Below are 20,253 nucleotides of genomic sequence, written 5' to 3'. Positions count from 1 at the left end.
CCTGCGCGCCCGCTCGGAGATGGTGCGGCCGCGCAGCGCGCGGATCGGGGCCCTCACCGGCCTAGCGCCCGGGAGCGGCCTGGGGCGGTTGGGCGGCGCCGACCGGGAGGGCCTTGAAGGCGCCGTCGAGCAGGGCGCGCACGGCCTGCTCGGCCTCGGCCCGGGCCTTGAGCTTGGCGCCGAAATCCCCGGCCTGGTCCCGCGCCTCGGCCGGGAGCGCCGCGAAGGCCGCCGAGGCCGCCGACAGGTCGCCGCGGTCGAGGGCCGCCTGGACCTTGCTCTCCGGATCGTCCGCGGCCTCGGGGGCGGGCGCGTCGGCCTTGCGGATCTGCACGAGACCGTCGGCCATGCTGAGGAGCTTGGTGCGGAAATCGCCGGTCTCGGCCGCGCTCCTGGCCCGCTGCGCCTGCCGCTTGGCCGCGATCCGCTCGGCGATCGGCCGGAACGTGTCGGCGAGATCGCCCGCCGAGGGCGCGCCGCCGTCCGCGAAGGGCGCGAGGGCCTTGGCCTGCGCCTCGGTTCCCGGATCGAGCTTGCGCAGGGTCGCGAGCGGCTCGGCGTAGGCGGTGCCCGATTCCAGGGCGGCCGCCACCCGGTCGGCGACGACGACCCGGAGCGCCGCCTGGACGGTGCTGGCCTCGGCGCGCTGCGCCACGCTCTTGTCCAGGGCCGCGATCTGGTCGGCCTGCTCCTGCAACCGCCGATCCACCGCCTTCGCGGCTTCCGCGGCCTGGGCCTGTCCGGCCTCGGCGGCGGTGCGGCTCGCCTGGGTCGCCGCCTGGACCGCCTCCGTGGCGGCCTTCACCCGCGCGTCGACGGCCTGCTGCAGCGAGTCGAGGCGCTGCCCCAGGGCCGCGTCGGCCTCGGCATTCGCCTTGGTCTTCTGCTCCACCTCGCTCTGCAGCGCCGCGACCTTCCGGGCGGCCTCCTCGGCCGCGCCCTTGTTGGCGCCGCCATCCTCCAGCGCCTTCAGACGGGTCTCGAGATCGGAGATCTGCTTGCCGTTGTCCTGGACCACGCCGAGCTTCGAATCGGCCGACTGGTCACGGCCGGGCTCCTGTCCGGGCTCCTCCTGGAGCGCCGCGACGCGCTGGTCGAGGCTGTCGAGCCGGGCGACGAGATCCGGCGGCACCGTCGCGGCCTGACCGGCGGATTGCCCGTCGGGCGCGGCCGCGGGCGCCGCCCCGGTCTTCTCCAGAGCCTGCTTGGCGCTCGCTTCCGCGGCGGCGACGCGCTTGTCGAGGGCCGTCACCGCGTCGCGCGGCGCCAAGCCGTCGAGACGCTTGTCGAGGGACGCGAGCTGGCTGGAGAGCCTCTGGTCCAGGGCGTTCAGGCGCGGGTCGGGACCGATCCCCGCCTTCTCGGCACCGAACAGCAGGCCGGCACCGATCACGCCGCCGAGCAGCCCCGCGGCCGCGAGCGAGCCGAACCTGGCCCGGGCCCGGCCGGAGGGTGCGGCGGCGCTTCGGGCGGGGTCGACGGCGGCCGCCGCGGGGATCGGGCCCTTCGGCGACTCCTTGCCGTCCCTGGAGGCATCTTTGGAAGAATCTTTGGACGCGTCCTTGGCCGCGTCCTTGGCCGATTCCCTGCCGGCGGCCGGCGGATCCGGGATCCGCTTGGCCTTCAGGTCGATGATCGGACCGGCCGTCACCGCGCTGGCCGCCGCCGGGCCCGCGGCACCGGAAGCGGGTCCGCCCGGACGGGGACCGCCCTGCGGGCCGGTTCCGGGCTGCGCGGCCTTCGGATCGATCGCGGCCCCGGACGCGCCGGACGCGGTGGTGGAGGCCGTCGACGCGGACGATCCGGCCCGGGCGTCGGAGGCCGAGGACGCGGCGGCGCCCGCCTTCAGGGGATCGGGCTTGACGGGATCGATCTTGGCGCCCGCCGTCTGCGCGGCCGGGCCGGTCGACGGCTTCAGGCTGTCGGCCTTCGGATCGATCGTGCCGGGCTTGGCGGTCACGACCGGGTCGGTTGCCGGCTTGGGAGGAGTTCCGGGCGCCGATCCCTGCGGCCCTTTCGCGCCGCCGCCGGCGGTGGAGGAGGTGGAGGCCGACGTGGAAGCCGACGTCGCGGACGTCGAGGCGGTGGAGGCCGACGTCGCGGCCGGCCGGGACGCGCCCCCGGACGGGTTGGGCTGCCCGGGCTTGCCGGGCGCGGCGTCCGGCTTCCGGCCGCCGGGACCGGGCTTGTCGGCGTCGCTGGGTGGTGGCGTCACGGGCAAGTCCTCCAACTCTTCGGCGTCGCCGCGCCCCCCTAGCACCGCGGCGGCGCCGGGCGCGAGGGCGAGATACGGCGGCCCGGCCTCCCTGTCACCGCACGGTTAGCCCGGTCACGGCGCCAGGGCGTCGAGCAGATCCGCTTCGCGCGGGCGTGCCGCGACGAAATGGACCGGAACACCGGCGGCTTCCAGGGGTGCCGCGACATCCGGCGATAGGCAGTAATGCCTCAGCCGGCGGAAAGCTCCGCCGTGCTCCGAACCATCCGCGAGGGCAAGGGCGACGGCGGCGCTGCGCCGGGAATAGTGAAGGGCGGCCTCGAGGCGGTTCCCGGCGAGTTCGCGGCCGACCGCGGGCGGCAAGTGCCGCAGCGCCTCGGCCCGGTAGGCCACGAAGGCCGTGACCCGGAATCCGGCCGCCGACAGCGTCGCCGCCGGCTCCGGCTTGCGCTCGGCCCCGGCCGCGTGGAGGAGCGCCGTGCCGGGTGTCAGCGTCGCCGCCACCAGGGCGGCGAGGCCCGCGGCATCGCCGGGGCCCTCCCGNGAAGGGTCCCGCGGGCGGCGCCGCCGCGGTCGGCCGCACCGCCAGCACGGGCTCCACCAGCGGCGCGTGGCCGAGTTCGGCCAGGGCTGCCCCGGTCCGCGTCGCCCCCGGCTCGGGCCGCGCCACCCAGATGCGCAAGGGCTAGGCTTCCAGGGTCAGGCGGACGCCGTGGCGCGCCGCGGCGCCCGGGGCGAGCAGGCGCTGCGAGTCGCGCTCCGCGAGGTCGCCCGCGAAGTCCGCCCAGTCGGCGTAGCCGGTCCAGCACTCGAGCGACAGGAACGGCGCGGTCGGCTTGGTCCAGACCGCGAGATGGGGGAAATCCGCCATCTCCATGCGGATCGCCCGTCCGGGGCCGGCGAAGCGCATCCAGCGGCTGCGGGCGTTGCGGAACACGAAGGCCTCGGTGAAGAGCGCCGGATCGAGGGGCAGCGTGTCCCCGGCGAGGGGGATCGGCTGCTCGTCGCGCAGCAGCAGGCCGCCCGGGCCGACCTGGGGCGCGAAGGGCCGCTCCGCCTGCTCGAAGGCCACCGCGTAGCCGCCGTCCCGGGCGCGGGTGCCGCCCGCGAAGGGCCACGGGAAGGCCGGGTGGAAGCCGAGCGCGTAGGGCAGGGGGACGTCGCCGGGATTGGCGACGGTCACGTCGAGGTCGAGCCCCGCCGGGCGGACCCGCGCGGCGACGTCGAGCCGGAACGCGAACGGGTAGTGCGCCCGCGTCTCGGGCCCGTCGGTCAGGCGCAGGGTCACCGCGTCGGCGCTCCGGTCGACCACCGCGAAGGGCAGGTCCCGGGCGAAGCCGTGCTGCGCCATCGGGTAGCGCTCGGACCCGACCGTCACGTGCCCGCCGGCCGAGGCGCCGACCACCGGGAAGAGCCAGGGCGCGTGGCGGTTCCAGTGCTCGGGGTCGCCGCTCCAGAGATACTCGGTCCCGCCGACCCGCCAGGAGACCGGCTCGGCCCCGTGGGTCGCGAGCGTCGCGGTGGTGCCGTCCGCTGCGGTCAGCTCGATGCGCGTGGTCACGGTGCTCTCCCGGTCTGCCTCGGACAGCCGAGGTAACGGAGGCGGGGCCGGACGCAAGGGCCCCGCGCGGGGTCTGTCACGCGGCCGTGCCGAGCCCCGGCAGGACCGCCTCGGGCGGCCCGGAGGCGACGATCCGGCCCGCCTCCAGGACGTGGACCGCGTCGGCGCCCTCCAGGGTCGAGAGGCGGTGGGCGATCAGGATCAGCGTCCGCCGGCCCGAGAGGGCGCGCAGCGCCCGCATCACGGCCGCCTGCGTCTCGTCGTCGAGGGCCGAGGTCGCCTCGTCGAACACGATGACGTCCGGGTCGTGGTAGAGCGCCCGGGCGATGCCGACGCGCTGGCGCTGGCCCCCGGACAGCCGCGCCCCGCGCTCGCCGACCCGCTCGGCGTAGCCGTGGGGCAGGGCCGCGACGAAGTCGTGGGCGCCGGCGAGCCGCGCCGCCCGCTCGACGGCGGCGAGGTCCGGCGCGTCGAGGCCGAGGGCGATGTTTTCCGCCACGGTGCCGTCCACCAGGAACACCTCCTGCGGGACGTAGCCGATCCGGTTCTGCCAGGCGGGCAGGGTGCCGGCATCGAGGGGCCGGCCGTCGACGGTGATCCGCCCGGCGGTCGGGCTCAGGACGCCGAGGATCAGGCCGGCCAGGGTCGACTTGCCCGAGCCGGTGCGCCCGGCGAGGCCGACCGTGGCGTTGACCGGGATCGTCAGGTCGATCCCGGCGAGGGCCGGACGGCCGGTGCCGTAATCGAAGCCGAGGCCCTCGAGCCGGATCGCCCGCGCGAAGGGCAGCCGCTCCGCGGTGCGGGGCCGGGGCTCGCGCTCGTCGGCGAGCTCGTCGACGATTACCCGCACCGCCGGCAGGGTGAAGCGCATCAGCGCCACCGAGGTGAAGATGTTCTGGAAGGCCGGCAGCATGCGGTAGCCCGCGAAGGCGAACAGGCCGAGCAGCGGCAGGATCCCGGCGACGTCGAGCCCCTGGGCGAGCGCGAACAGCACCACCACGATCACCCCGCCGAACGCCAGCGCCTCGATGACGAAGCGCGGCATCTGGCCGGTGAGCTGGCTCGCCGCGGTGGCGAGGGCGTAGGCCCGCGCCGGGGCGTCGAACCGCGACGCGAACGCCTCCGCGCGCCCGTAGAGCTTCAGCTCGGTGAGCGCCCCGAAGGTCTCCTGCACGATCCGGAAGCGGGCCTCGTTGTCCGTCACGGTGCGGCCGCCCAGCCGGGCCAGCCGGGCGCGCATCACCAGGTAGATCCCGACGTAGAGGCCGCCGAAGCCGCCCCCCAGGATCAGCGCGAGCTGCGGCGCGTAGGCCAGCAGGAAGGCGATCACCGCGAGCGCCGAGCTCGCCCGCGAGGCGAGCACCGTGGCGGGCGTCAGCGCGCCGATGACCAGCCGGTCGGTCTCGGACAGCACGTTCTTGGCGAGCTCGGCGCTGTTGCTCTGCGCGAAGAACAGCCGCTCCCGGTCGAGGTAGCGGAACAGCAGACGCCGGCTGAGGCTGTAGCCGGCCAGGTGCGTGAACCGGAGCTGCGCGTAGGTCAGCCCGGCATTCACCAGCGCGGTGACGAGGATCGCCGCGAGCGCCGCGCCGCCGGTCACCAGCAGGAAGCCGCGCTCGTCGGTCAGGCCGAGGGCGCCCCGGGTCTGGGCCAAGTAGGGGATCCGGGTCGCCGCCGATGGGTCCCCGACCAGCGTCAGGAACGGGATCACCGAGGCGACGCCCACCACCTCCAGGAGCGCCGCACCCGCGAGCCCGAGGGCGATCAGGCCGAGCCGGCGCCGGTCGGCTGCCCGCATGGCGCGGACGAGGTCGATCAGCGCGCGCATGGCATCGCGGGGTCTGGCGGGACGGCTCGCATGGTCGGGCCGGGCTTAAGCGCGCCGTCCCGGCCTGTCCACGCCGGGCTCAGCCGAGCTTCTTGAGGGAGCCCAGGTCGACCTCGCCGTCCTGGCCGGTGAAGGTCAGGGTCTTGGCGGCCCCGTCCGCCTGCGCGACGCCGCCGATCCGGTGGACGCCGCTGTCGTAGGTCGAGACCTGCCCGTCGCGGTCGACGAGGAGGCGGCGCTTGTCCGGGAAGAACGCGTACTTCATCCCGTTCTGCGCGCCGCTGGTCGCGGGCTCGCCCAGATCCTTCGGCCACCAGGGCTCCGCGCCCTTCATCGGCTCCATCGGTTTCATCGGCTCCATAGGCTTCATAGGTTCCATCGGCTTCATCGGCTCCACGGCGCGCACCTCCTGTCCGGCGAGTGACAGGAGGACGCGGCAGGCGCGGAAGGGTTGCACGCGGACCCTTCCGCCCGGGACCGGCTCAGAGCGGCGGCAACCCCGGCACCGGGCGCTCCCGCACTTGGCCGTCGAAGCCGACATGGAGCTGGTGCTCGCGGCCGTCCCGGTCCTTCGCGGCCACCTCGAAGTGGCGCGGCCCGCGGCCCGTGACCCGCACGTCGCCGTAGCCCGCCGCCTGGACCGAGGCGGTCAGGGCGGCCATGTCGGGCTTCGGCCCGAGACCGAGCCGGTCCTTGGCCCAGTCCAGGCCGCCGGTCGGAGGGCCGCCGGCCGGCCCGAGCAGCAGCGTGCGCCCGTCCCCGTTGGTCAGGACCCGGGCGTGCAGGAAGCCGGTCTCGAAGCGACCCTGCACCGTCACGGTCTCGCCCTTGGCGACGAGGCCGCCGCCCTCGCCCTCGCGGCCCGTCTCGACGAGGGCCCGCCCGGTCCCGTCCTGCACCACGAACTTGTTGCCGAAGATCTCCGCGACCTCGCCCTTGATGGCGGTCGCGCCCGAGGGGGCCAGGGCCTGGATCGCCACCGGCGCGACCGGCGTCGGCTGGAACGGCGTGCCCTGCGCCAGGGACAGGCCGAGGGCGCCCAGGGCCAGCGGCAGCGCCACCGCGCCGACCACCCAGGTCCGCCGCGGGACCGCCCGCGACGCCGGCCCGGCGGCCTCGGGCTCGCGGACCTCCCGCGCGGTCCCGTCGATGGTCTTGTCGTCGCTCATGATCTCAATCCTCTGCAGGGTCCGGATCCGCTCGATCCGATGCCCCTTCCTAGGGAGCCGCCGGCAATCCGGTCTGAACCGCGCGGTTCAGCCCCGGTTAAACGCGCCGCCCTAGAGCGCTCGCTGTGGAACCCGTGCGGGCTCAGAGGCTTGGCAGCGGGCGCCGATGCGGGCCGACAGGTCGCGGCGGCGCCGCGGCCGTCCCGTCGGCCCGGGTGAGGCCACGGCCCAAAATCCTTGCGGCAGCGGGTGAAACCGACCGCCCGGAGCATCGCTCCGGCGGCGGTCGAATCCGGCCATCGCGGGCCGGACGGGGAGGTGAGAGCGGTGAAGATCCTGCTGGTGGAGGACGACGCGGCCCTCGCGGCGGAGGTCGCCAAGGTCCTGCGCGCCGAGAACTTCGTGCTCGACCACGCCGCCACCGGCGAGGACGCCCAGCATCTCGGCGAGACCGAGGGCTACGACGCCGTCGTGCTCGATCTGGGCCTGCCGAAGGGCGACGGGGTGTCGGTGCTGCGGGCCTGGCGCGGGGCCGGCCGGACCCTTCCGGTGCTGGTGCTCACCGCCCGGGACGGCTGGAGCGACAAGGTGGCGGCCTTCAAGGCGGGGGCGGACGACTACCTCGTGAAGCCGGTCCGTGTGGAGGAGCTGGTGATCCGCCTGCGCGCCCTCGTGCGCCGGTCCCAGGGCGGGGGCGCGAGCCGGATCACCTGCGGCCCTCTGAGCTTCGATCCGGGCCTCGGCGCCTTCGAGCACGAGGGCCTGCCGCTCAAGCTCACCGGTCTCGAATGGCGGGTCCTGTCCTGCCTGATGCTGAACCGCGAGACCGTGGTGCCGCGCCCGCACCTGATCGAGCGGGTCTACGAGGGCGACGCCGACGTCGATTCGAACTCCGTCGAGGTGATCATCACGCGCCTGCGCCGGAAGATCGCCCCGGCGCGGATCGAGAGCGTGCGCGGCCACGGCTACCGCCTGCACGCGGAGCCCGCCTGATGGCGGCGACGCCGCCGCGGCGCTCGCTCCGCACCCGCCTGCACGCGGCGGCCCTGGTGATGGTGCTGGCGGCCCTGGTGGTGGCGGGCCTCGCCATCGGGGTGATCCTGCACCGCTTCGTGCGCGGGCAGCTCGACGGCCGGCTCGACGCGCAGATCGTCGCGCTGCGGGCCGGGCTCGAGGCCGGGATCCTCCCGCAGGGTCTCGACGCGCCGCCCTTCGACCGGCCCGGCCCCGGCTGGGCCTGGGAGGTGCGCCGCGGAACCGAGACCATCCGCTCGGGCTCCCTGCGCGGCGGCGACATCCGCCTGTCCGATCCGGGACCGGACGACGATCCGGGCCGGCCGCGCCCGGCCTCGGGCACGGGGCCGCGCGGCGAGCCCCTCGTCGCCCGCGTGCTGGTCGTGCCCGGGCCCGAGCCGGCGACCATCGTGGTGGCGGCGCCGGAGGGGGAGCTGCGCGGGCCGCTGCGCGAGGCGCTGACCAGCCTCGCCCTGGCGCTCGGCATCCTCGGCCTGTGCCTGCTCGCGGGCCTGGCCTTCCAGGTGCACCTCGGCCTCGCGCCGCTGAGGCGCCTGCGCGCGGACCTCGCGTCGGTCCGGGCGGGGCGGCGCGAGCGCGTGCCGGCGGACCAGCCCGCCGAGATCGCGCCGGTGGTGGCGGAACTCAACGCGCTCCTCGACCAGAACGCGCAGAACCTGGAGCGCGCCCGCGGCCACGTCGCCAACCTCGCCCACGCCCTCAAGACGCCGCTCGCCACCCTGTCGATGGCGCTCGCCGAGCCCGCCCGCGACCGGGACGGCGCGCTGCGCCGTCAGGTGGACGACATGGACCGGCGGGTGCGGCACCANCCTGGCGGGCTCGGCCCGGGGCCGCACGGCCCTGGCGCCCCGGCTGTCGGACCTGCGGGCGGCGCTGACCCGGATCCACGCCGAGAAGGGTGCGGCGATCGACCTCGACGTCCCGGAGACCCTGTCGGTCTCCTGCGAGGGCCAGGATCTCGACGAAATGCTCGGCAACCTCGTGGACAATGCCTGCCGCTGGTGCCGGGTCCGCGTGCGGGTCTCGGCGACGGCGCGCGACGGCGCGGTGGCCGTGTCGGTGGAGGATGACGGGCCCGGCCTCGACCCGGCGGCGGCCTCCGCCGTCATGGCCCGGGGCCGGCGCCTCGACGAGGGCGTGCCGGGCCACGGCTTCGGGCTGCCGATCACCCTGGAACTCGCCGAGCTGTACGGCGGCGGCCTGAGCCTGGGGCGGTCGGATCTCGGCGGCCTGCGGGTGGATTTGCGGCTGCCGGCCTGACCGACACCCCTCAGCCCAGCGCCTCCCGGAGGATCGGCCGGATCCGCGGATCGGCGCAGTGGGCGACGTTGAAGCGCATGTAGCCGTTCCAAGCCTCCGACAGGCTGAACGAGGTCCCGGGCGCCAGCACCATGCCGCGGGCCAGCGCCCGGCGGGCGACGTCGGCCCCGTCGCGCCCGTCCGGAAGGCGCATCCACAGGAAGAAGCCGCCCCGGGGCTGCGCCCAGGTCTCCAGGCCGCAGGCGCGCAGCTCCGCGGAGGCCTGCACCATCGCGCCGGCGAGCCGGCGGCGGGTCTCGGCGAGGTGCCGCCGGTAGGCGCCCTCGGTGATCAGGGCGTGCACCAGCGCGGCCGTGATGTGGCCGTTGCCGAGGCTGAGGGCGAGCTTGAGGTCGACCAGGGGCTCGACCCAGTCGGCCCGGAGCGCGATCCAGCCGCAGCGCGCGGCCGCCGACAGGGTCTTGGAGAAGCTGCCGATCTGGATCACCCGCTCCAGCCCGTCGAAGCCGGCGAGGCGCGGGGCCGCCTCGGGCTCGAGGTCGCCGAAGATCTCGTCCTCGACGATGAGCGTGTCGTGCGCCTCGCACAGCTTGAGGAGCCGGTGCGCCACGGTCGGTGCGAGGCTCGCCCCGGTCGGGTTCTGGAGGGCCGCGTTGGTCAGGTAGAAGCGCGGCCGGTGCTGCTCCAGCAGGGTCGCGAGCGCCTGCAGGTCCGGCCCCTCCGGCGTGATCGGCACGCCGACCACCGACACGCGCTGCGCGCGCAGCAGCGCCAGGAAGTTGAAGTAGCAGGGATCGTCGACCAGCACGGTGTCGCCGGGCTGGAGCAGGAACCGGCAGACGAGGTCCAGCGCCTGCGTGGCCGATTCGACCAGCACGATCTGGTCGGGCTCGGCGCCGACGCCCTTCTCGCCGACCTTGCGGGCGATCTGGTGGCGCAGGGGCTCGTAGCCCAGGGGCCGGTCGTAATTGGTCATCTCGGCGAGGTCGGCGCGGGCCACCCGGCGCAGGCCCCGGCGGATCGCCTCGTGGGGCATCCACGAATCGGGCAGCCAGCCGGCCCCGGGTTTCAGCTGGTCGGCGCCGGCCTGCTGCGCCTGCCGGGTGATCCAGAGCGGGTCGACGATCCGGTCGAGACGCGGCCCCATCGCCTGGAGCGAGAGCGGCCGGGTCTTGCCGGCGACGTAGAAGCCCGAGCCCGGCCGCGGCACCACGGCGCCCTCGGCGGCGAGGCGCTCGTAGGCCTCGACGACGGTGGATTTCGAGACGCCCATCGTCTCCGCGAAGGCCCGTACCGAGGGGATCCGCACGCCCGGAACCAGCCGCCGCGCGGCGATCCGCTCCCGAATCTCGCCGACCACGGCCTCGACACGCGTCCCGGGGCTTCTGACTGCGACCGCCATCCGTACTGCTCTTTCGTCCGGACAATTCTTCCGAACCGTACCGAAGTGTTCCTGTCGCCGCCAGCCCCGGATCGCCAGGATCGCGATGCCCCGGAACGATGGAGGAGGGGATCCATGACCCAGTGCCTGACCGAAACCGTCGCCCTCGACGTCCCGACCGAATCCCGAATCAGACCGCGGAGCGGATGGCTCGCCCGGACGGTGGGGTCCGTGCTGGCCGTCGGCGCAGAGGTGCGCGCGGGCCTGTCGCGGGCGGCGATGAACCGGCGCGTGCTCCAGCGCCTGTCGACGCTGTCGGACCGAGAATTAAAGGATATCGGCCTGACGCCCCAGGACGTGGCGGATGCCTGCGTGCCGGGCACGAGCGACGCGATCCACCTGCTGGTCGGCCGGCGCGACGAGCGCCGGCGGGCCCGGACCGCCGTGCGCCCTTGGTGATCGGGGCGCCCGGGGCCTAGGATCGCGCCGATGACGCTGCGTGACGGGCTGGCCGCGCTCCTCGTGGTCACGCTCCTCGGTGTGAACTTCGTGGCTATCAAGGTGGGGCTGGTGACGGTGCCGCCGCTGATGCTGTGCGCCCTGAGATTCGGCTTCGCGGCCCTGCCGGCCGCCCTGGTGATCCGCCCGCCCCGGGCGCCCGCCGCCCTGGTGGCGGCCTTCGGGCTGGCGCTGGGGATCGGCCAGTTCGGGCTGCTGTTCACGGCGATCCGCCTCGGCATGCCGGCCGGCCTGTCGTCGCTGCTCATCCAGATGCAGGTGCCGTTCACCGTGGCGCTCGCCTGGATCGTCCTGAAGGAGCGCCCGCGGGCGCTCCAGGTGATCGGCGGCGCGGTCGCGCTCCTCGGCGTCGCCGCGGTGGCGCTTGGGCGGGCAGGGGGCGCGCCGGCGGGACCGGTGCTGCTGGTCGTCGGCGCGGCCCTGTCGTGGGCCAGCGCCAACATCGTGGCGAAGCGGATCGGCCGCGTCGACATGCTCGCGCTGATGGTCTGGGGCAGCCTCGCCACGACGCCGCCGCTGCTCGCCCTCTCGCTGATCGTCGAGGGCTCCGACGCCGTCCGGGCCCTGACCCATCCCGACTGGGTGACGAGCGCCTCGATCGCCTTCCAGGCCTACCCGACGCAGCTCCTCGCCTTCGGCCTCTGGAGCCGGCTGCTGACCCGCTACCCGGCCGCCGCGGTGACGCCGTTCGCGCTGCTGGTCCCGGTGGCCGGCATCCTGAGCACGCACCTCGTGCTGGGCGAGCCGCTGAGCGCCGACATCCTGGCCGGCGGCAGCCTCATCCTGTTCGGGATCGCCCTGAGCCTCAGGGGCGGCCGGGCCGCCGTCCGGCCCGCGGGGCGCGGCCCGATCAGACCCGCGACGGGTGCACCGCCGAAGGTGACGTGACCCGCGCGCACCCGAGGTGCATGACGAGCGTCGTCGCGATCGCGAGGCCGGTGCTATAGATTGTTCGGGAAGGGACGTGGCGCGGGCGACGGGGCTCGAACCCGCGACCTCCGGCGTGACAGGCCGGCACTCTAACCAACTGAGCTACGCCCGCACGGCGTGGTCGCCTCGGAGAGGGCGGCGTTTCGCCCGGCGACGGGGCGGGGTTTATGGGGCGCCCGGTGACCTGTCAAGCGCCTCCGGAACGGATTCGCACCCGCCGCGATCCCGGATCTTCTCCCGGGGGCATACCAGGCCCGCGACTCGGGGCCTGCGCGCTTCCGTCGTGTTGTGCCGGCGCCGCGCGCACCCATCTCGGGCATGACGGACAGGACGGCTGACAGCGCGCTTTGTGCGACGCGACAAGCCATTGTCACGGGCCGGCGGCTCGACTAAGCCTCCGGCCGCGCGCATCCTGGCATAAGAACAATTCCACGGGCGGATCCGGGTCGGCGTCGCACCGCGGTTTCACTCGTCTCGCGAGGCCCTGGCATGACCGGATTGTTGGCGGATTACCTGCCGCTCATCGTGTTCATCGGCGTGGCGCTGTTCATCGCCACGGCGCTGCTGGTCGTCCCCTTCCTGGTGGCCTTCAAGAGCCCCGATCCCGAGAAGCTCTCGGCCTACGAGTGCGGTTTCAACGCGTTCGACGACGCCCGCATGAAGTTCGACGTGCGCTTCTACCTCGTCGCGATCCTGTTCATCATCTTCGACCTCGAGGTCGCGTTCCTCTTTCCCTGGGCGATCACCTTCGGGGACCTGGGCTGGTTCGGCTTCTGGTCGATGATCGTCTTCCTGGGCGTGCTGACGGTCGGTTTCGTCTACGAGTGGCGCAAGGGCGCCCTCGAATGGGATTGATGTCCCGCCGCTCGCCGCCCGCACCGAATTCCTGAGTCGCCGATGGCCCTGATCACCGACACCAACCGCGCCCCCGCGATCGCGCCCCAGCCGAAGGGGATCATCGATCCCAACACCGGCCGCCCGATCGGCGCGGACGACCCGACCTTCCTGTCGATCAGCGACGAGCTGGCCGACCGGGGCTTCCTGCTCACCACCACGGACGAGCTGATCAACTGGGCCCGCACGGGCTCGCTGATGTGGATGACCTTCGGTCTCGCCTGCTGCGCGGTCGAGATGATGCAGATGTCGATGCCGCGCTACGACTGCGAGCGATTCGGCTTCGCGCCGCGCGGCTCGCCGCGGCAATCCGACGTGATGATCGTCGCCGGCACGCTCACCAACAAGATGGCCCCGGCGCTGCGGAAGGTCTACGACCAGATGCCGGAGCCGCGCTACGTCATCTCGATGGGCTCCTGCGCCAACGGCGGCGGCTACTACCACTATTCCTACTCGGTGGTGCGCGGCTGCGACCGGGTGGTACCGGTGGACATCTACGTGCCCGGCTGCCCGCCCACCGCCGAGGCGCTGCTCTACGGCGTCCTGCTGCTGCAGAAGAAGATCCGCCGGACCGGCACGATCGAGCGCTGAGGAGCGGCCATGACGAACGGCATCTCGATCCTGCCCCACACCCAGCCGGTCTACGGCGACGCCGCCGTGGCCACCATGGCCGAGCGCGTCGTCGGTGCCCTCGGCCCGGCAGTGGTGTCCCACGCCATCGCGTTCGGCGAGCTGACGCTGGTGGTCCAGGCCTCCGACATCGTCTACGCGCTCACCTACCTGCGCGACGATCCGGCCTGCGCGTTCCGCAACTTCATCGACATTTGCGGCGTGGACTACCCGCAGCGCGAGAAGCGCTTCGACGTGGTCTACCACCTGCTCTCCCTGCGCCATAACCTGCGCATCCGGGTGAAGGTGCAGACCGACGAGGTGACGCCGGTCCCCTCGGTGATCGAGGTCTTCCCGGCGGCCAACTGGTACGAGCGCGAGACCTACGACCTCTACGGGATCCTGTTCTCGGGCCATCCCGACCTGCGCCGCCTGCTCACCGATTACGGCTTCGAGGGGCACCCCCTGCGCAAGGACTTCCCGCTCACCGGCTTCGTCGAGGTCCGCTACGACCAGGACCAGGCGCGGGTCGTCTACGAGCCGGTGCAGCTGACGCAGGAATTCCGGAACTTCGACTTCTTGTCGCCGTGGGAAGGCACCGACTACGTGCTGCCCGGCGACGAGAAGACGTCGGCATGAGCCGCGGAGACCGTCCGTGACCGAACACAACATCCGCAACTTCGCGATCAATTTCGGCCCGCAGCACCCGGCGGCGCACGGCGTGCTGCGCCTCGTGCTGGAACTCGACGGCGAGGTGGTCGAGCGGGTCGACCCGCATATCGGGCTGCTCCATCGCGGCACCGAGAAGCTGATCGAGTACAAGACCTACCTGCAGGCGACGCCCTATTTCGACCGGCTCGACTACGTGTCGCCGATGAACCAGGAGCACGCCTTCTGCCTGGCGATCGAGAAGCTCGCCGGGATCGAGGTGCCGCGCCGCGCGCAGCTGATCCGTGTGCTGTTCTGCGAGATCGGCCGCCTGCTGTCGCACCTGCTCAACGTCACCACGCAGGCGATGGACGTCGGCGCCCTCACGCCCCCGCTCTGGGGCTTCGAGGAGCGCGAGAAGCTGATGATCTTCTACGAGCGGGCCTCCGGCGCCCGGCTCCACGCCAACTACTTCCGGCCCGGCGGCGTCCACCAGGACCTGCCGCCGAAGCTCATCGACGACATCGACGCGTTCTGCGACCCGTTCCTGCAGGTCGTCCAGGATCTCGACGACCTCGTCATGGCCAACCGCATCTTCAAGCAGCGCAACGTCGATATCGGCATCGTGTCGGTGGACGAGGCGATGGAGTGGGGCTTCTCGGGCGTGATGGTGCGCGGCTCGGGCATCCCGTGGGACCTGCGCAAGGCGCAGCCCTACGAGTGCTACGAGGAGATGGAGTTCGACATCCCCGTCGGGAAGAACGGCGACACCTACGATCGCCAGGTGATCCGCATGGAGGAGATGCGCCAGTCGGTGCGCATCATGAAGCAGTGCGTCGCCAAGCTGCGCGAGCCCGCCGGCCAGGGGCCGATCGCGGCGCTCGACGGCAAGTTCGCGCCGCCGCCGCGCCGGGAGATGAAGCGCTCGATGGAGGCGCTCATCCACCACTTCAAGCTCTACACCGAGGGCTTCCACGTGCCCGAGGGCGAGGTCTACGCGGCAGTCGAGGCGCCGAAGGGCGAGTTCGGCGTGTATCTGGTGTCCGACGGGACCAACAAGCCGTATCGCTGCAAGATCCGCGCGCCGGGCTTCGCGCATCTTCAGGCGATGGACTGGATGTGCCGCGGGCACCTTCTCGCCGACGTGTCCTGCGTGCTCGGCACGCTCGACATCGTCTTCGGCGAAGTGGATCGGTAAGACAGCAGCGATGGCAAACCGCAGACTCGCCCCCGCCTCGGAGCAGCCCGAGAGCTTCGCGTTCTCCCCCGAGAACGCCGAGTGGGCCAGGACCCAGATCGCCAAGTACCCGGAAGGCCGTCAGGCCTCGGCGGTGATCTCGCTGCTCTGGCGGGCGCAGGAGCAGAACGGCGGCTGGCTGCCGCGCGCGGCCATCGAGGCGGTGGCGGCCGAGCTCGGCATGCCGAACATCCGCGTGCTGGAGGTGGCGACCTTCTACACGATGTTCGCCCTGGAGCCGGTCGGGCGATTCTGGATCCAGGTCTGCGGCACGGTGCCGTGCGATTCCTGCGGCGCGCGGGGCCTCAAGGAGATGCTCCAGGCGCGGCTCGGGCCGCCCGGCCACGTCTCGGCCGACGGCACCTTCTCGTGGCTGGAAGTCGAGTGTCTCGGCGCCTGCTGCAACGCACCGATGGTGCAGATCAACCAGGATTACTACGAGGACCTGACGCCCGAATCGCTCGGCCAGCTGATGGACGACCTCGCCGCCGGCCGGCCCGTGAAGGTCGGCTCGCAGACCGGGCGCGTTTCGTCCGAGCCTCAGGGTGCCGTGAACACCCTCACCGACCCGACGCTGTTCGACGGCTCGCGGGTCGGCGCGTGGCGCAAGCGCTTCGAGGAGGCCGGCAAGATCGAGGAGCCGGCCGCCGCCCAAGCGTCCAAGACCGGCGAGGCGGCCTCCGGAACCCAGCAGGCGGCCGAGAACCCGAAGCCGGCGCGGCCCGATGCCGGACGCCCCGTGGAGCGTGCGGTCACCGACGCGCCGGCCCAGCGCGCCGCCGACGGCGAGACACCGGTGAAGCCCGAGGATCGCGCGGACGCGGCCGAGCGCGGCCGGTCCACCGCCAAGCACGGCGCCGCCCGCCAGGGCGACGCCGACGTGCTCGACTCGCCGGCCAAGCGCGTCGCCGAGGGCGAGCCCGCCGCCGGCGAGCAGGGCCACCAGGAGGTGCCGGAGCGCGACGCCGTCCCGCAGCAGCCGGAAGCCTCCGGTGCCAGCGAGGGCGAGGTGGCGGCCGAGGCCGAGGAGGCCCGCATCGCCGGCGCCCTCGCGGCCCTGCCGAAGGATGCCAGCCCCGAGCAGAAGGCCGACGCGGTGGGCAAGCGCCCGCCGGGCCTCGACGCCGCCCGCGCCGGGAAGCCGGACGAGCTGACGCGCATCAAGGGCGTCGGCCCCGGCAACAGCCAGCGCCTGAACGGGCTCGGCATCTACCATTTCGACCAGATCGCCGCCTGGTCCCGCGACGAGATCGCCTGGGTCGGCACCTACCTCGCGTTCCCGGGTCGCATCGACCGCGAGAACTGGGTGGGGCAGGCCAAGGCCCTGTCGGCGCCGGCTCAGTGAGGACCTGACATGCTGTCGGATCAGGATCGCATCTTCACCAATCTCTACGGCCTGCACTCGCCGGGCCTTGAGGCCGCCAAGAAGCGCGGCGCCTGGGACGGGACCAAGTTCCTGCTGGAGCAGGGCCGCGACTGGATCATCGAGGAGATGAAGGCCTCGGGCCTGCGCGGCCGCGGCGGCGCGGGCTTCCCGACCGGCCTCAAGTGGTCGTTCATGCCCAAGAAGTCCGACGGGCGCCCGCACTACCTCGTGGTCAATGCGGACGAGTCGGAGCCGGGCACCTGCAAGGACCGGGAGATCATGCGGCACGACCCGCATCTCCTGATCGAGGGCTGCATGCTGGCCTGCTTCGCGATGAACGCGCATGCCTGCTACGTCTACATCCGCGGCGAGTACGTCGCCGAGAAGCACGCGCTGCAGAAGGCCGTCGACGAGGCCTACGCGGCCCGCCTGGTCGGCCAGTCGAACGTCCACGACTACCCGTTCGACATCTACGTCCACCACGGCGCCGGCGCCTATATCTGCGGCGAGGAGACGGCGCTCATCGAGAGCCTCGAGGGCAAGAAGGGGATGCCGCGGCTGAAGCCGCCCTTCCCGGCGAATATGGGCCTCTACGGCTGCCCCACGACGGTGAACAACGTCGAGTCGATCGCGGTCGCCGGCACGATCCTGCGCCGGGGCGGCGCTTGGTTCGCGGGGCTCGGCGGCAAGAACAACACCGGCACCAAGCTCTTCTGCGTCTCCGGCCACGTCAACAAGCCGTGCAACGTCGAGGAGGAGCTGGGCATCACCTTCCGCGAGCTCATCGACCGCCATTGCGGCGGCATGCGCGGCGGCTGGGACAACCTCCTGTGCTCGATCCCGGGCGGCTCCTCGGTGCCGCTGGTGCCGGCCGAGCAGATCGTCGACGCCAAGATGGACTTCGACACCCTGCGCAACCTGGGCTCCGGCCTCGGCACCGCGGCGGTGATCGTGCTCGACAAGTCCACCGACATCGTCGCGGCGATCACCCGGATCTCGTACTTCTACAAGCACGAATCCTGCGGCCAGTGCACGCCCTGCCGCGAGGGCACCGGCTGGATGTGGCGGGTGATGCAGCGCATGACCGAGGGCCGCGCCCAGAAGCGCGAGATCGACATGCTGTTCGAGGTAACCAAGCAGATCGAGGGTCACACGATCTGCGCGCTCGGCGATGCGGCGGCTTGGCCGATCCAGGGCCTGATCCGCCACTTCCGCCCCGAGATCGAGAAGCGCATCGACCGCTACACCGCCAACCCGCACAGCGAGCCTGTGCCGATGGCCGCCGAGTAGGCCGATGACGAGCCAGCCTGACAACCTGATGCTCGTGTACTTGCGGCGGATCGACGAGAAGGTCGATCGCCTCAGCGATGATGTCCGTGAATTGAAGGGCCGGATGGCCGCGGTCGAAGAAAACCTGGCCGGCGTCCACCGACAGATCGACAGGGTCGAGCTTCGCATCGAACGGATCGAGCGACGCCTCGATCTGGCCGACGCCCCGCACTGAGATTGCACCGATGACAAAAATCCTCGTCGACGGCACCGAGGTCGACGTCCCCGCCGATTACACGCTGCTCCAGGCCTGCGAGGCCGCGGGGGCCGAGATCCCGCGCTTCTGCTTCCACGAGCGCCTGTCGATCGCCGGCAATTGCCGCATGTGCCTCGTCGAGCTGAAGGGCGCGCCGAAGCCGGTGGCCTCCTGCGCCTACGCGGTGAAGGATTGCCGCCCCGGCCCGAACGGCGAGCCGCCGGAGGTGCTGACGCGCTCGCAGGGCACCAAGAAGGCGCGGGAAGGGGTGATGGAGTTCCTCCTCATCAACCACCCGCTCGACTGCCCGATCTGCGACCAGGGCGGCCACTGCGACCTGCAGGACCAGGCCATGGCCTACGGCGTCGACTCGACCCGCTACACGGAGAACAAGCGCGCGGTCGAGGAGAAGCATATCGGCCCGCTGGTGCGGACCGCGATGAACCGATGCATCCACTGCACCCGCTGCGTGCGCTTCCTCGCCGAGGTGGCGGGCGTGCCGGACCTCGGCGCCATCGGGCGCGGCGAGGACATGGAGATCACCAGCTACCTCGAGCAGTCGATGGCCTCGGAGCTCCAGGGCAACGTCGCCGACCTCTGCCCGGTGGGCGCCCTCGTGCACCGGCCGCAGAGCTACAACGTCCGCCCGTGGGAGCTGAACAAGACCGAGTCGGTCGACGTGATGGACGCGGTCGGCTCCTCGATCCGCATCGACACACGCGGCCGCGAGGTCATGCAGATCGAGCCGCGGATCAGCGAGGAGATCAACGAGGAGTGGATCTCCGACAAGACCCGCTACCACATCGACGGGCTGCGGATGCAGCGCCTCGACCAGCCGTACCTGCGCGAGAACGGCCGGCTGCGGCCCGCCTCCTGGGGCGAGGCGTTCCAGGCCATCGCCGCCAAGGTGAAGGGCGCGGATCCGAAGCGCGTCGGTGCCGTGGTCGGCGACCTCTCAGGCGTCGAGGAGATCTTCGCGCTGCGCGAGCTGATCAAGAGCCTCGGCTCGCCGAACCTCGATTGCCGCCAGACCGATGCCGGCCTCGACCCGGCGCTGGGCCGCGCGTCGTACATCTTCAACCCGACGATTCCCGGCATCGAGGCGGCGGACGCGATCCTGATCGTGGGCGCCAACCCGCGCACCGAGGCCTCGCTGCTGAACGTGCGCATCCGCAAGCGCTGGCGCATGGCGCCGCTGGCGGTGGGCGTGATCGGCGAGCCGGTCGACCTGACCTATCCGAGCCACTACATCGGCGCCGGCCCGGATTCACTGGCGGCACTCGCCCGCGGCGAGCACAGCTTCCTCGAGATCCTCAAGGAGGCGAAGGCCCCGCTCGTGATCGTCGGCGCCAATGCAGCGCCGGGCATCCTGGCCGCCGCCGCCGCCCTCGCGAAGGAGATCGACGCGGTCTCGGCCGAGGGGAACGGCTTCGGCGTGCTGCACACGGCCGCCGCCCGCGTCGGCGCGCTCGATCTCGGCTTCGTGCCGGGGGAGGGCGGCCTGACCTTCGCGCAGATGCTGGAGCCGGGCGCGCTGGACGTCCTGTTCAACCTCGGCGCCGACGAGCGCGACGTCGCGCCGGGCGCCTTCGTGGTTTACCAGGGCAGCCACGGCGACCGCGGGGCCTCCCGCGCCGACGTGATCCTGCCGGGGGCGGCCTACAGCGAGAAGTCGGCGACCTGGGTGAACACGGAAGGCCGGGTCCAGATGGGCAACCGCGCCGCCTTCCCGCCGGGCGACGCCCGCGAGGATTGGGCGATCCTGCGCGCCCTCTCGGACGTGCTGGGCAAGCGCCTGCCGTTCGATTCGCTCACGGCGCTGCGCCGGGCGCTCTACGCCGCCCACCCGCACCTGGCGGCGATCGGCGCCGTCGAGCCCGGCAACGTGACCGAGGCGGTCGACCGGCTCGCCGGTCTCGGCGGCACCGCGACCGGGCCGGCCTTCGCGTCGCCCGTGACCGACTTCTACCTCACCAACCCGATCGCCCGCGCCTCGCGCATCCTCGCGGAGTGCTCGCGCCTCGCCCGGGAGCGCGCCGCCGAGGCGCGGCCCCTCGCGGCGGCCGAGTAGGAGCT

18 protein-coding genes, 1 tRNA gene and 1 pseudogene are annotated in these 20,253 nt (G+C 72.9%); 12 read left to right on the top strand and 8 right to left on the bottom strand.

Features of this window, described 5'->3' with window-relative positions:
- Positions 1-61: 61 nt before the first annotated feature.
- The 6 genes and pseudogenes from MOTC310_RS03090 to MOTC310_RS03065 all read right to left on the bottom strand — a co-directional run bounded on the left by MOTC310_RS03090 (position 62) and on the right by MOTC310_RS03065 (position 6,773).
- Positions 62-2,215: a translation initiation factor 2 gene (locus MOTC310_RS03090; protein WP_331300757.1), complete on the bottom strand. Its 2,154-nt coding sequence runs from the start codon at positions 2,213-2,215 to the stop codon at positions 62-64.
- A 114-nt stretch (positions 2,216-2,329) separates the two neighbouring features.
- A pseudogene (locus tag MOTC310_RS03085) lies at positions 2,330-2,897 on the bottom strand (uroporphyrinogen-III synthase).
- Positions 2,898-2,900: 3 nt separating this feature from the next.
- Positions 2,901-3,776 (bottom strand): aldose 1-epimerase family protein, encoded by an 876-nt coding sequence (locus tag MOTC310_RS03080; RefSeq protein ID WP_331289617.1) that lies wholly within the window; start codon positions 3,774-3,776, stop codon positions 2,901-2,903.
- A 76-nt stretch (positions 3,777-3,852) separates the two neighbouring features.
- Positions 3,853-5,604 (bottom strand): ABC transporter ATP-binding protein, encoded by a 1,752-nt coding sequence (locus tag MOTC310_RS03075; RefSeq protein WP_331300756.1) that lies wholly within the window; start codon positions 5,602-5,604, stop codon positions 3,853-3,855.
- Positions 5,605-5,683: 79 nt separating this feature from the next.
- The gene (locus tag MOTC310_RS03070; RefSeq protein WP_331300755.1) at positions 5,684-5,965 is read right to left on the bottom strand and encodes a hypothetical protein; all 282 of its coding nucleotides are present in this window, start codon (positions 5,963-5,965) and stop codon (positions 5,684-5,686) included.
- A gap of 121 nt (positions 5,966-6,086) precedes the next feature.
- Positions 6,087-6,773: a DNA-binding protein gene (locus MOTC310_RS03065; RefSeq protein ID WP_331300754.1), complete on the bottom strand. Its 687-nt coding sequence runs from the start codon at positions 6,771-6,773 to the stop codon at positions 6,087-6,089.
- 327 nt (positions 6,774-7,100) lie between these two features.
- Here MOTC310_RS03065 and MOTC310_RS03060 point away from each other — a divergent pair, with 327 nt between their 5' ends.
- Complete coding sequence (locus MOTC310_RS03060; protein WP_020092230.1) at positions 7,101-7,766, top strand: response regulator transcription factor; 666 nt, start codon at positions 7,101-7,103, stop codon at positions 7,764-7,766.
- Positions 7,767-8,774: 1,008 nt separating this feature from the next.
- The gene (locus MOTC310_RS03055) at positions 8,775-9,068 is read left to right on the top strand and encodes an ATP-binding protein (protein ID WP_331300753.1); all 294 of its coding nucleotides are present in this window, start codon (positions 8,775-8,777) and stop codon (positions 9,066-9,068) included.
- A 10-nt stretch (positions 9,069-9,078) separates the two neighbouring features.
- Here the strand turns inward: MOTC310_RS03055 and MOTC310_RS03050 are convergent, their stop codons facing one another.
- Positions 9,079-10,470 (bottom strand): aminotransferase-like domain-containing protein, encoded by a 1,392-nt coding sequence (locus MOTC310_RS03050; RefSeq protein WP_331300752.1) that lies wholly within the window; start codon positions 10,468-10,470, stop codon positions 9,079-9,081.
- A 114-nt stretch (positions 10,471-10,584) separates the two neighbouring features.
- Between MOTC310_RS03050 and MOTC310_RS03045 the strand changes: the two genes are divergently transcribed.
- Together MOTC310_RS03045 and MOTC310_RS03040 are read left to right on the top strand one after the other, a co-directional pair.
- On the top strand, positions 10,585-10,908 hold the full coding sequence (locus tag MOTC310_RS03045) for a DUF1127 domain-containing protein (protein WP_331300751.1): 324 nt from the start codon (positions 10,585-10,587) through the stop codon (positions 10,906-10,908).
- A 30-nt stretch (positions 10,909-10,938) separates the two neighbouring features.
- Positions 10,939-11,856 carry an EamA family transporter gene (locus tag MOTC310_RS03040; protein WP_331300750.1) on the top strand — a complete coding sequence of 306 codons (918 nt, stop codon included), beginning with the start codon at positions 10,939-10,941 and terminating at the stop codon, positions 11,854-11,856.
- 77 nt (positions 11,857-11,933) lie between these two features.
- Here MOTC310_RS03040 and MOTC310_RS03035 read toward each other — a convergent pair.
- Positions 11,934-12,010: transfer RNA gene (locus tag MOTC310_RS03035), tRNA-Asp, on the bottom strand.
- A gap of 377 nt (positions 12,011-12,387) precedes the next feature.
- Between MOTC310_RS03035 and MOTC310_RS03030 the strand changes: the two genes are divergently transcribed.
- From MOTC310_RS03030 to nuoG, 8 genes are read left to right on the top strand one after another with little or no spacing between them, the layout of a single operon-like run.
- Positions 12,388-12,753 carry an NADH-quinone oxidoreductase subunit A gene (locus tag MOTC310_RS03030; protein ID WP_007560754.1) on the top strand — a complete coding sequence of 122 codons (366 nt, stop codon included), beginning with the start codon at positions 12,388-12,390 and terminating at the stop codon, positions 12,751-12,753.
- 42 nt (positions 12,754-12,795) lie between these two features.
- Entirely contained in the window at positions 12,796-13,383 is a 588-nt protein-coding gene (locus MOTC310_RS03025; protein ID WP_010686017.1) for a NuoB/complex I 20 kDa subunit family protein, read from the top strand.
- A 9-nt stretch (positions 13,384-13,392) separates the two neighbouring features.
- A complete protein-coding gene (locus tag MOTC310_RS03020; protein WP_331300749.1) occupies positions 13,393-14,040 on the top strand; it encodes an NADH-quinone oxidoreductase subunit C in 648 nt (215 codons plus the stop codon).
- Between the two features lie 16 nt (positions 14,041-14,056).
- Complete coding sequence (locus MOTC310_RS03015; RefSeq protein WP_331289628.1) at positions 14,057-15,247, top strand: NADH-quinone oxidoreductase subunit D; 1,191 nt, start codon at positions 14,057-14,059, stop codon at positions 15,245-15,247.
- A gap of 10 nt (positions 15,248-15,257) precedes the next feature.
- Complete coding sequence (nuoE, locus tag MOTC310_RS03010) at positions 15,258-16,631, top strand: NADH-quinone oxidoreductase subunit NuoE (protein WP_331300748.1); 1,374 nt, start codon at positions 15,258-15,260, stop codon at positions 16,629-16,631.
- Between the two features lie 9 nt (positions 16,632-16,640).
- Entirely contained in the window at positions 16,641-17,942 is a 1,302-nt protein-coding gene (nuoF, locus tag MOTC310_RS03005) for an NADH-quinone oxidoreductase subunit NuoF (RefSeq protein WP_091925808.1), read from the top strand.
- A gap of 4 nt (positions 17,943-17,946) precedes the next feature.
- Positions 17,947-18,156, top strand: a complete 210-nt coding sequence (locus MOTC310_RS03000) for a hypothetical protein (protein ID WP_091680294.1) — start codon at positions 17,947-17,949, stop codon at positions 18,154-18,156.
- Between the two features lie 10 nt (positions 18,157-18,166).
- On the top strand, positions 18,167-20,248 hold the full coding sequence (gene nuoG / locus MOTC310_RS02995; protein WP_331300747.1) for an NADH-quinone oxidoreductase subunit NuoG: 2,082 nt from the start codon (positions 18,167-18,169) through the stop codon (positions 20,246-20,248).
- Positions 20,249-20,253: the final 5 nt, after the last annotated feature.

The sequence above is a fragment of the Methylobacterium oryzae genome (genome assembly GCF_036441375.1).
GTDB lineage: Bacteria > Pseudomonadota > Alphaproteobacteria > Rhizobiales > Beijerinckiaceae > Methylobacterium > Methylobacterium oryzae_A.
The sequence above is the reverse complement of the archived record's forward strand: the minus strand, read 5'-3'. Positions and strand labels throughout refer to the sequence as shown.

Coding starts and splice junctions, on each gene's coding strand:
- MOTC310_RS03075 (WP_331300756.1), bottom strand. CDS start 5,604: ATGCGCGCGCTGATCGACCTCGTCCGCGCCATGCGGGCAGCCGACCGG.
- MOTC310_RS03070 (WP_331300755.1), bottom strand. CDS start 5,965: ATGGAGCCGATGAAACCGATGGAGCCGATGAAGGGCGCGGAGCCCTGG.
- MOTC310_RS03065 (WP_331300754.1), bottom strand. CDS start 6,773: ATGAGCGACGACAAGACCATCGACGGGACCGCGCGGGAGGTCCGCGAG.
- MOTC310_RS03055 (WP_331300753.1), top strand. CDS start 8,775: ATGCTCGGCAACCTCGTGGACAATGCCTGCCGCTGGTGCCGGGTCCGC.
- MOTC310_RS03050 (WP_331300752.1), bottom strand. CDS start 10,470: ATGGCGGTCGCAGTCAGAAGCCCCGGGACGCGTGTCGAGGCCGTGGTC.
- MOTC310_RS03045 (WP_331300751.1), top strand. CDS start 10,585: ATGACCCAGTGCCTGACCGAAACCGTCGCCCTCGACGTCCCGACCGAA.
- MOTC310_RS03040 (WP_331300750.1), top strand. CDS start 10,939: ATGACGCTGCGTGACGGGCTGGCCGCGCTCCTCGTGGTCACGCTCCTC.
- MOTC310_RS03030 (WP_007560754.1), top strand. CDS start 12,388: ATGACCGGATTGTTGGCGGATTACCTGCCGCTCATCGTGTTCATCGGC.
- MOTC310_RS03025 (WP_010686017.1), top strand. CDS start 12,796: ATGGCCCTGATCACCGACACCAACCGCGCCCCCGCGATCGCGCCCCAG.
- MOTC310_RS03020 (WP_331300749.1), top strand. CDS start 13,393: ATGACGAACGGCATCTCGATCCTGCCCCACACCCAGCCGGTCTACGGC.
- nuoE (WP_331300748.1), top strand. CDS start 15,258: ATGGCAAACCGCAGACTCGCCCCCGCCTCGGAGCAGCCCGAGAGCTTC.
- nuoF (WP_091925808.1), top strand. CDS start 16,641: ATGCTGTCGGATCAGGATCGCATCTTCACCAATCTCTACGGCCTGCAC.
- MOTC310_RS03000 (WP_091680294.1), top strand. CDS start 17,947: ATGACGAGCCAGCCTGACAACCTGATGCTCGTGTACTTGCGGCGGATC.
- nuoG (WP_331300747.1), top strand. CDS start 18,167: ATGACAAAAATCCTCGTCGACGGCACCGAGGTCGACGTCCCCGCCGAT.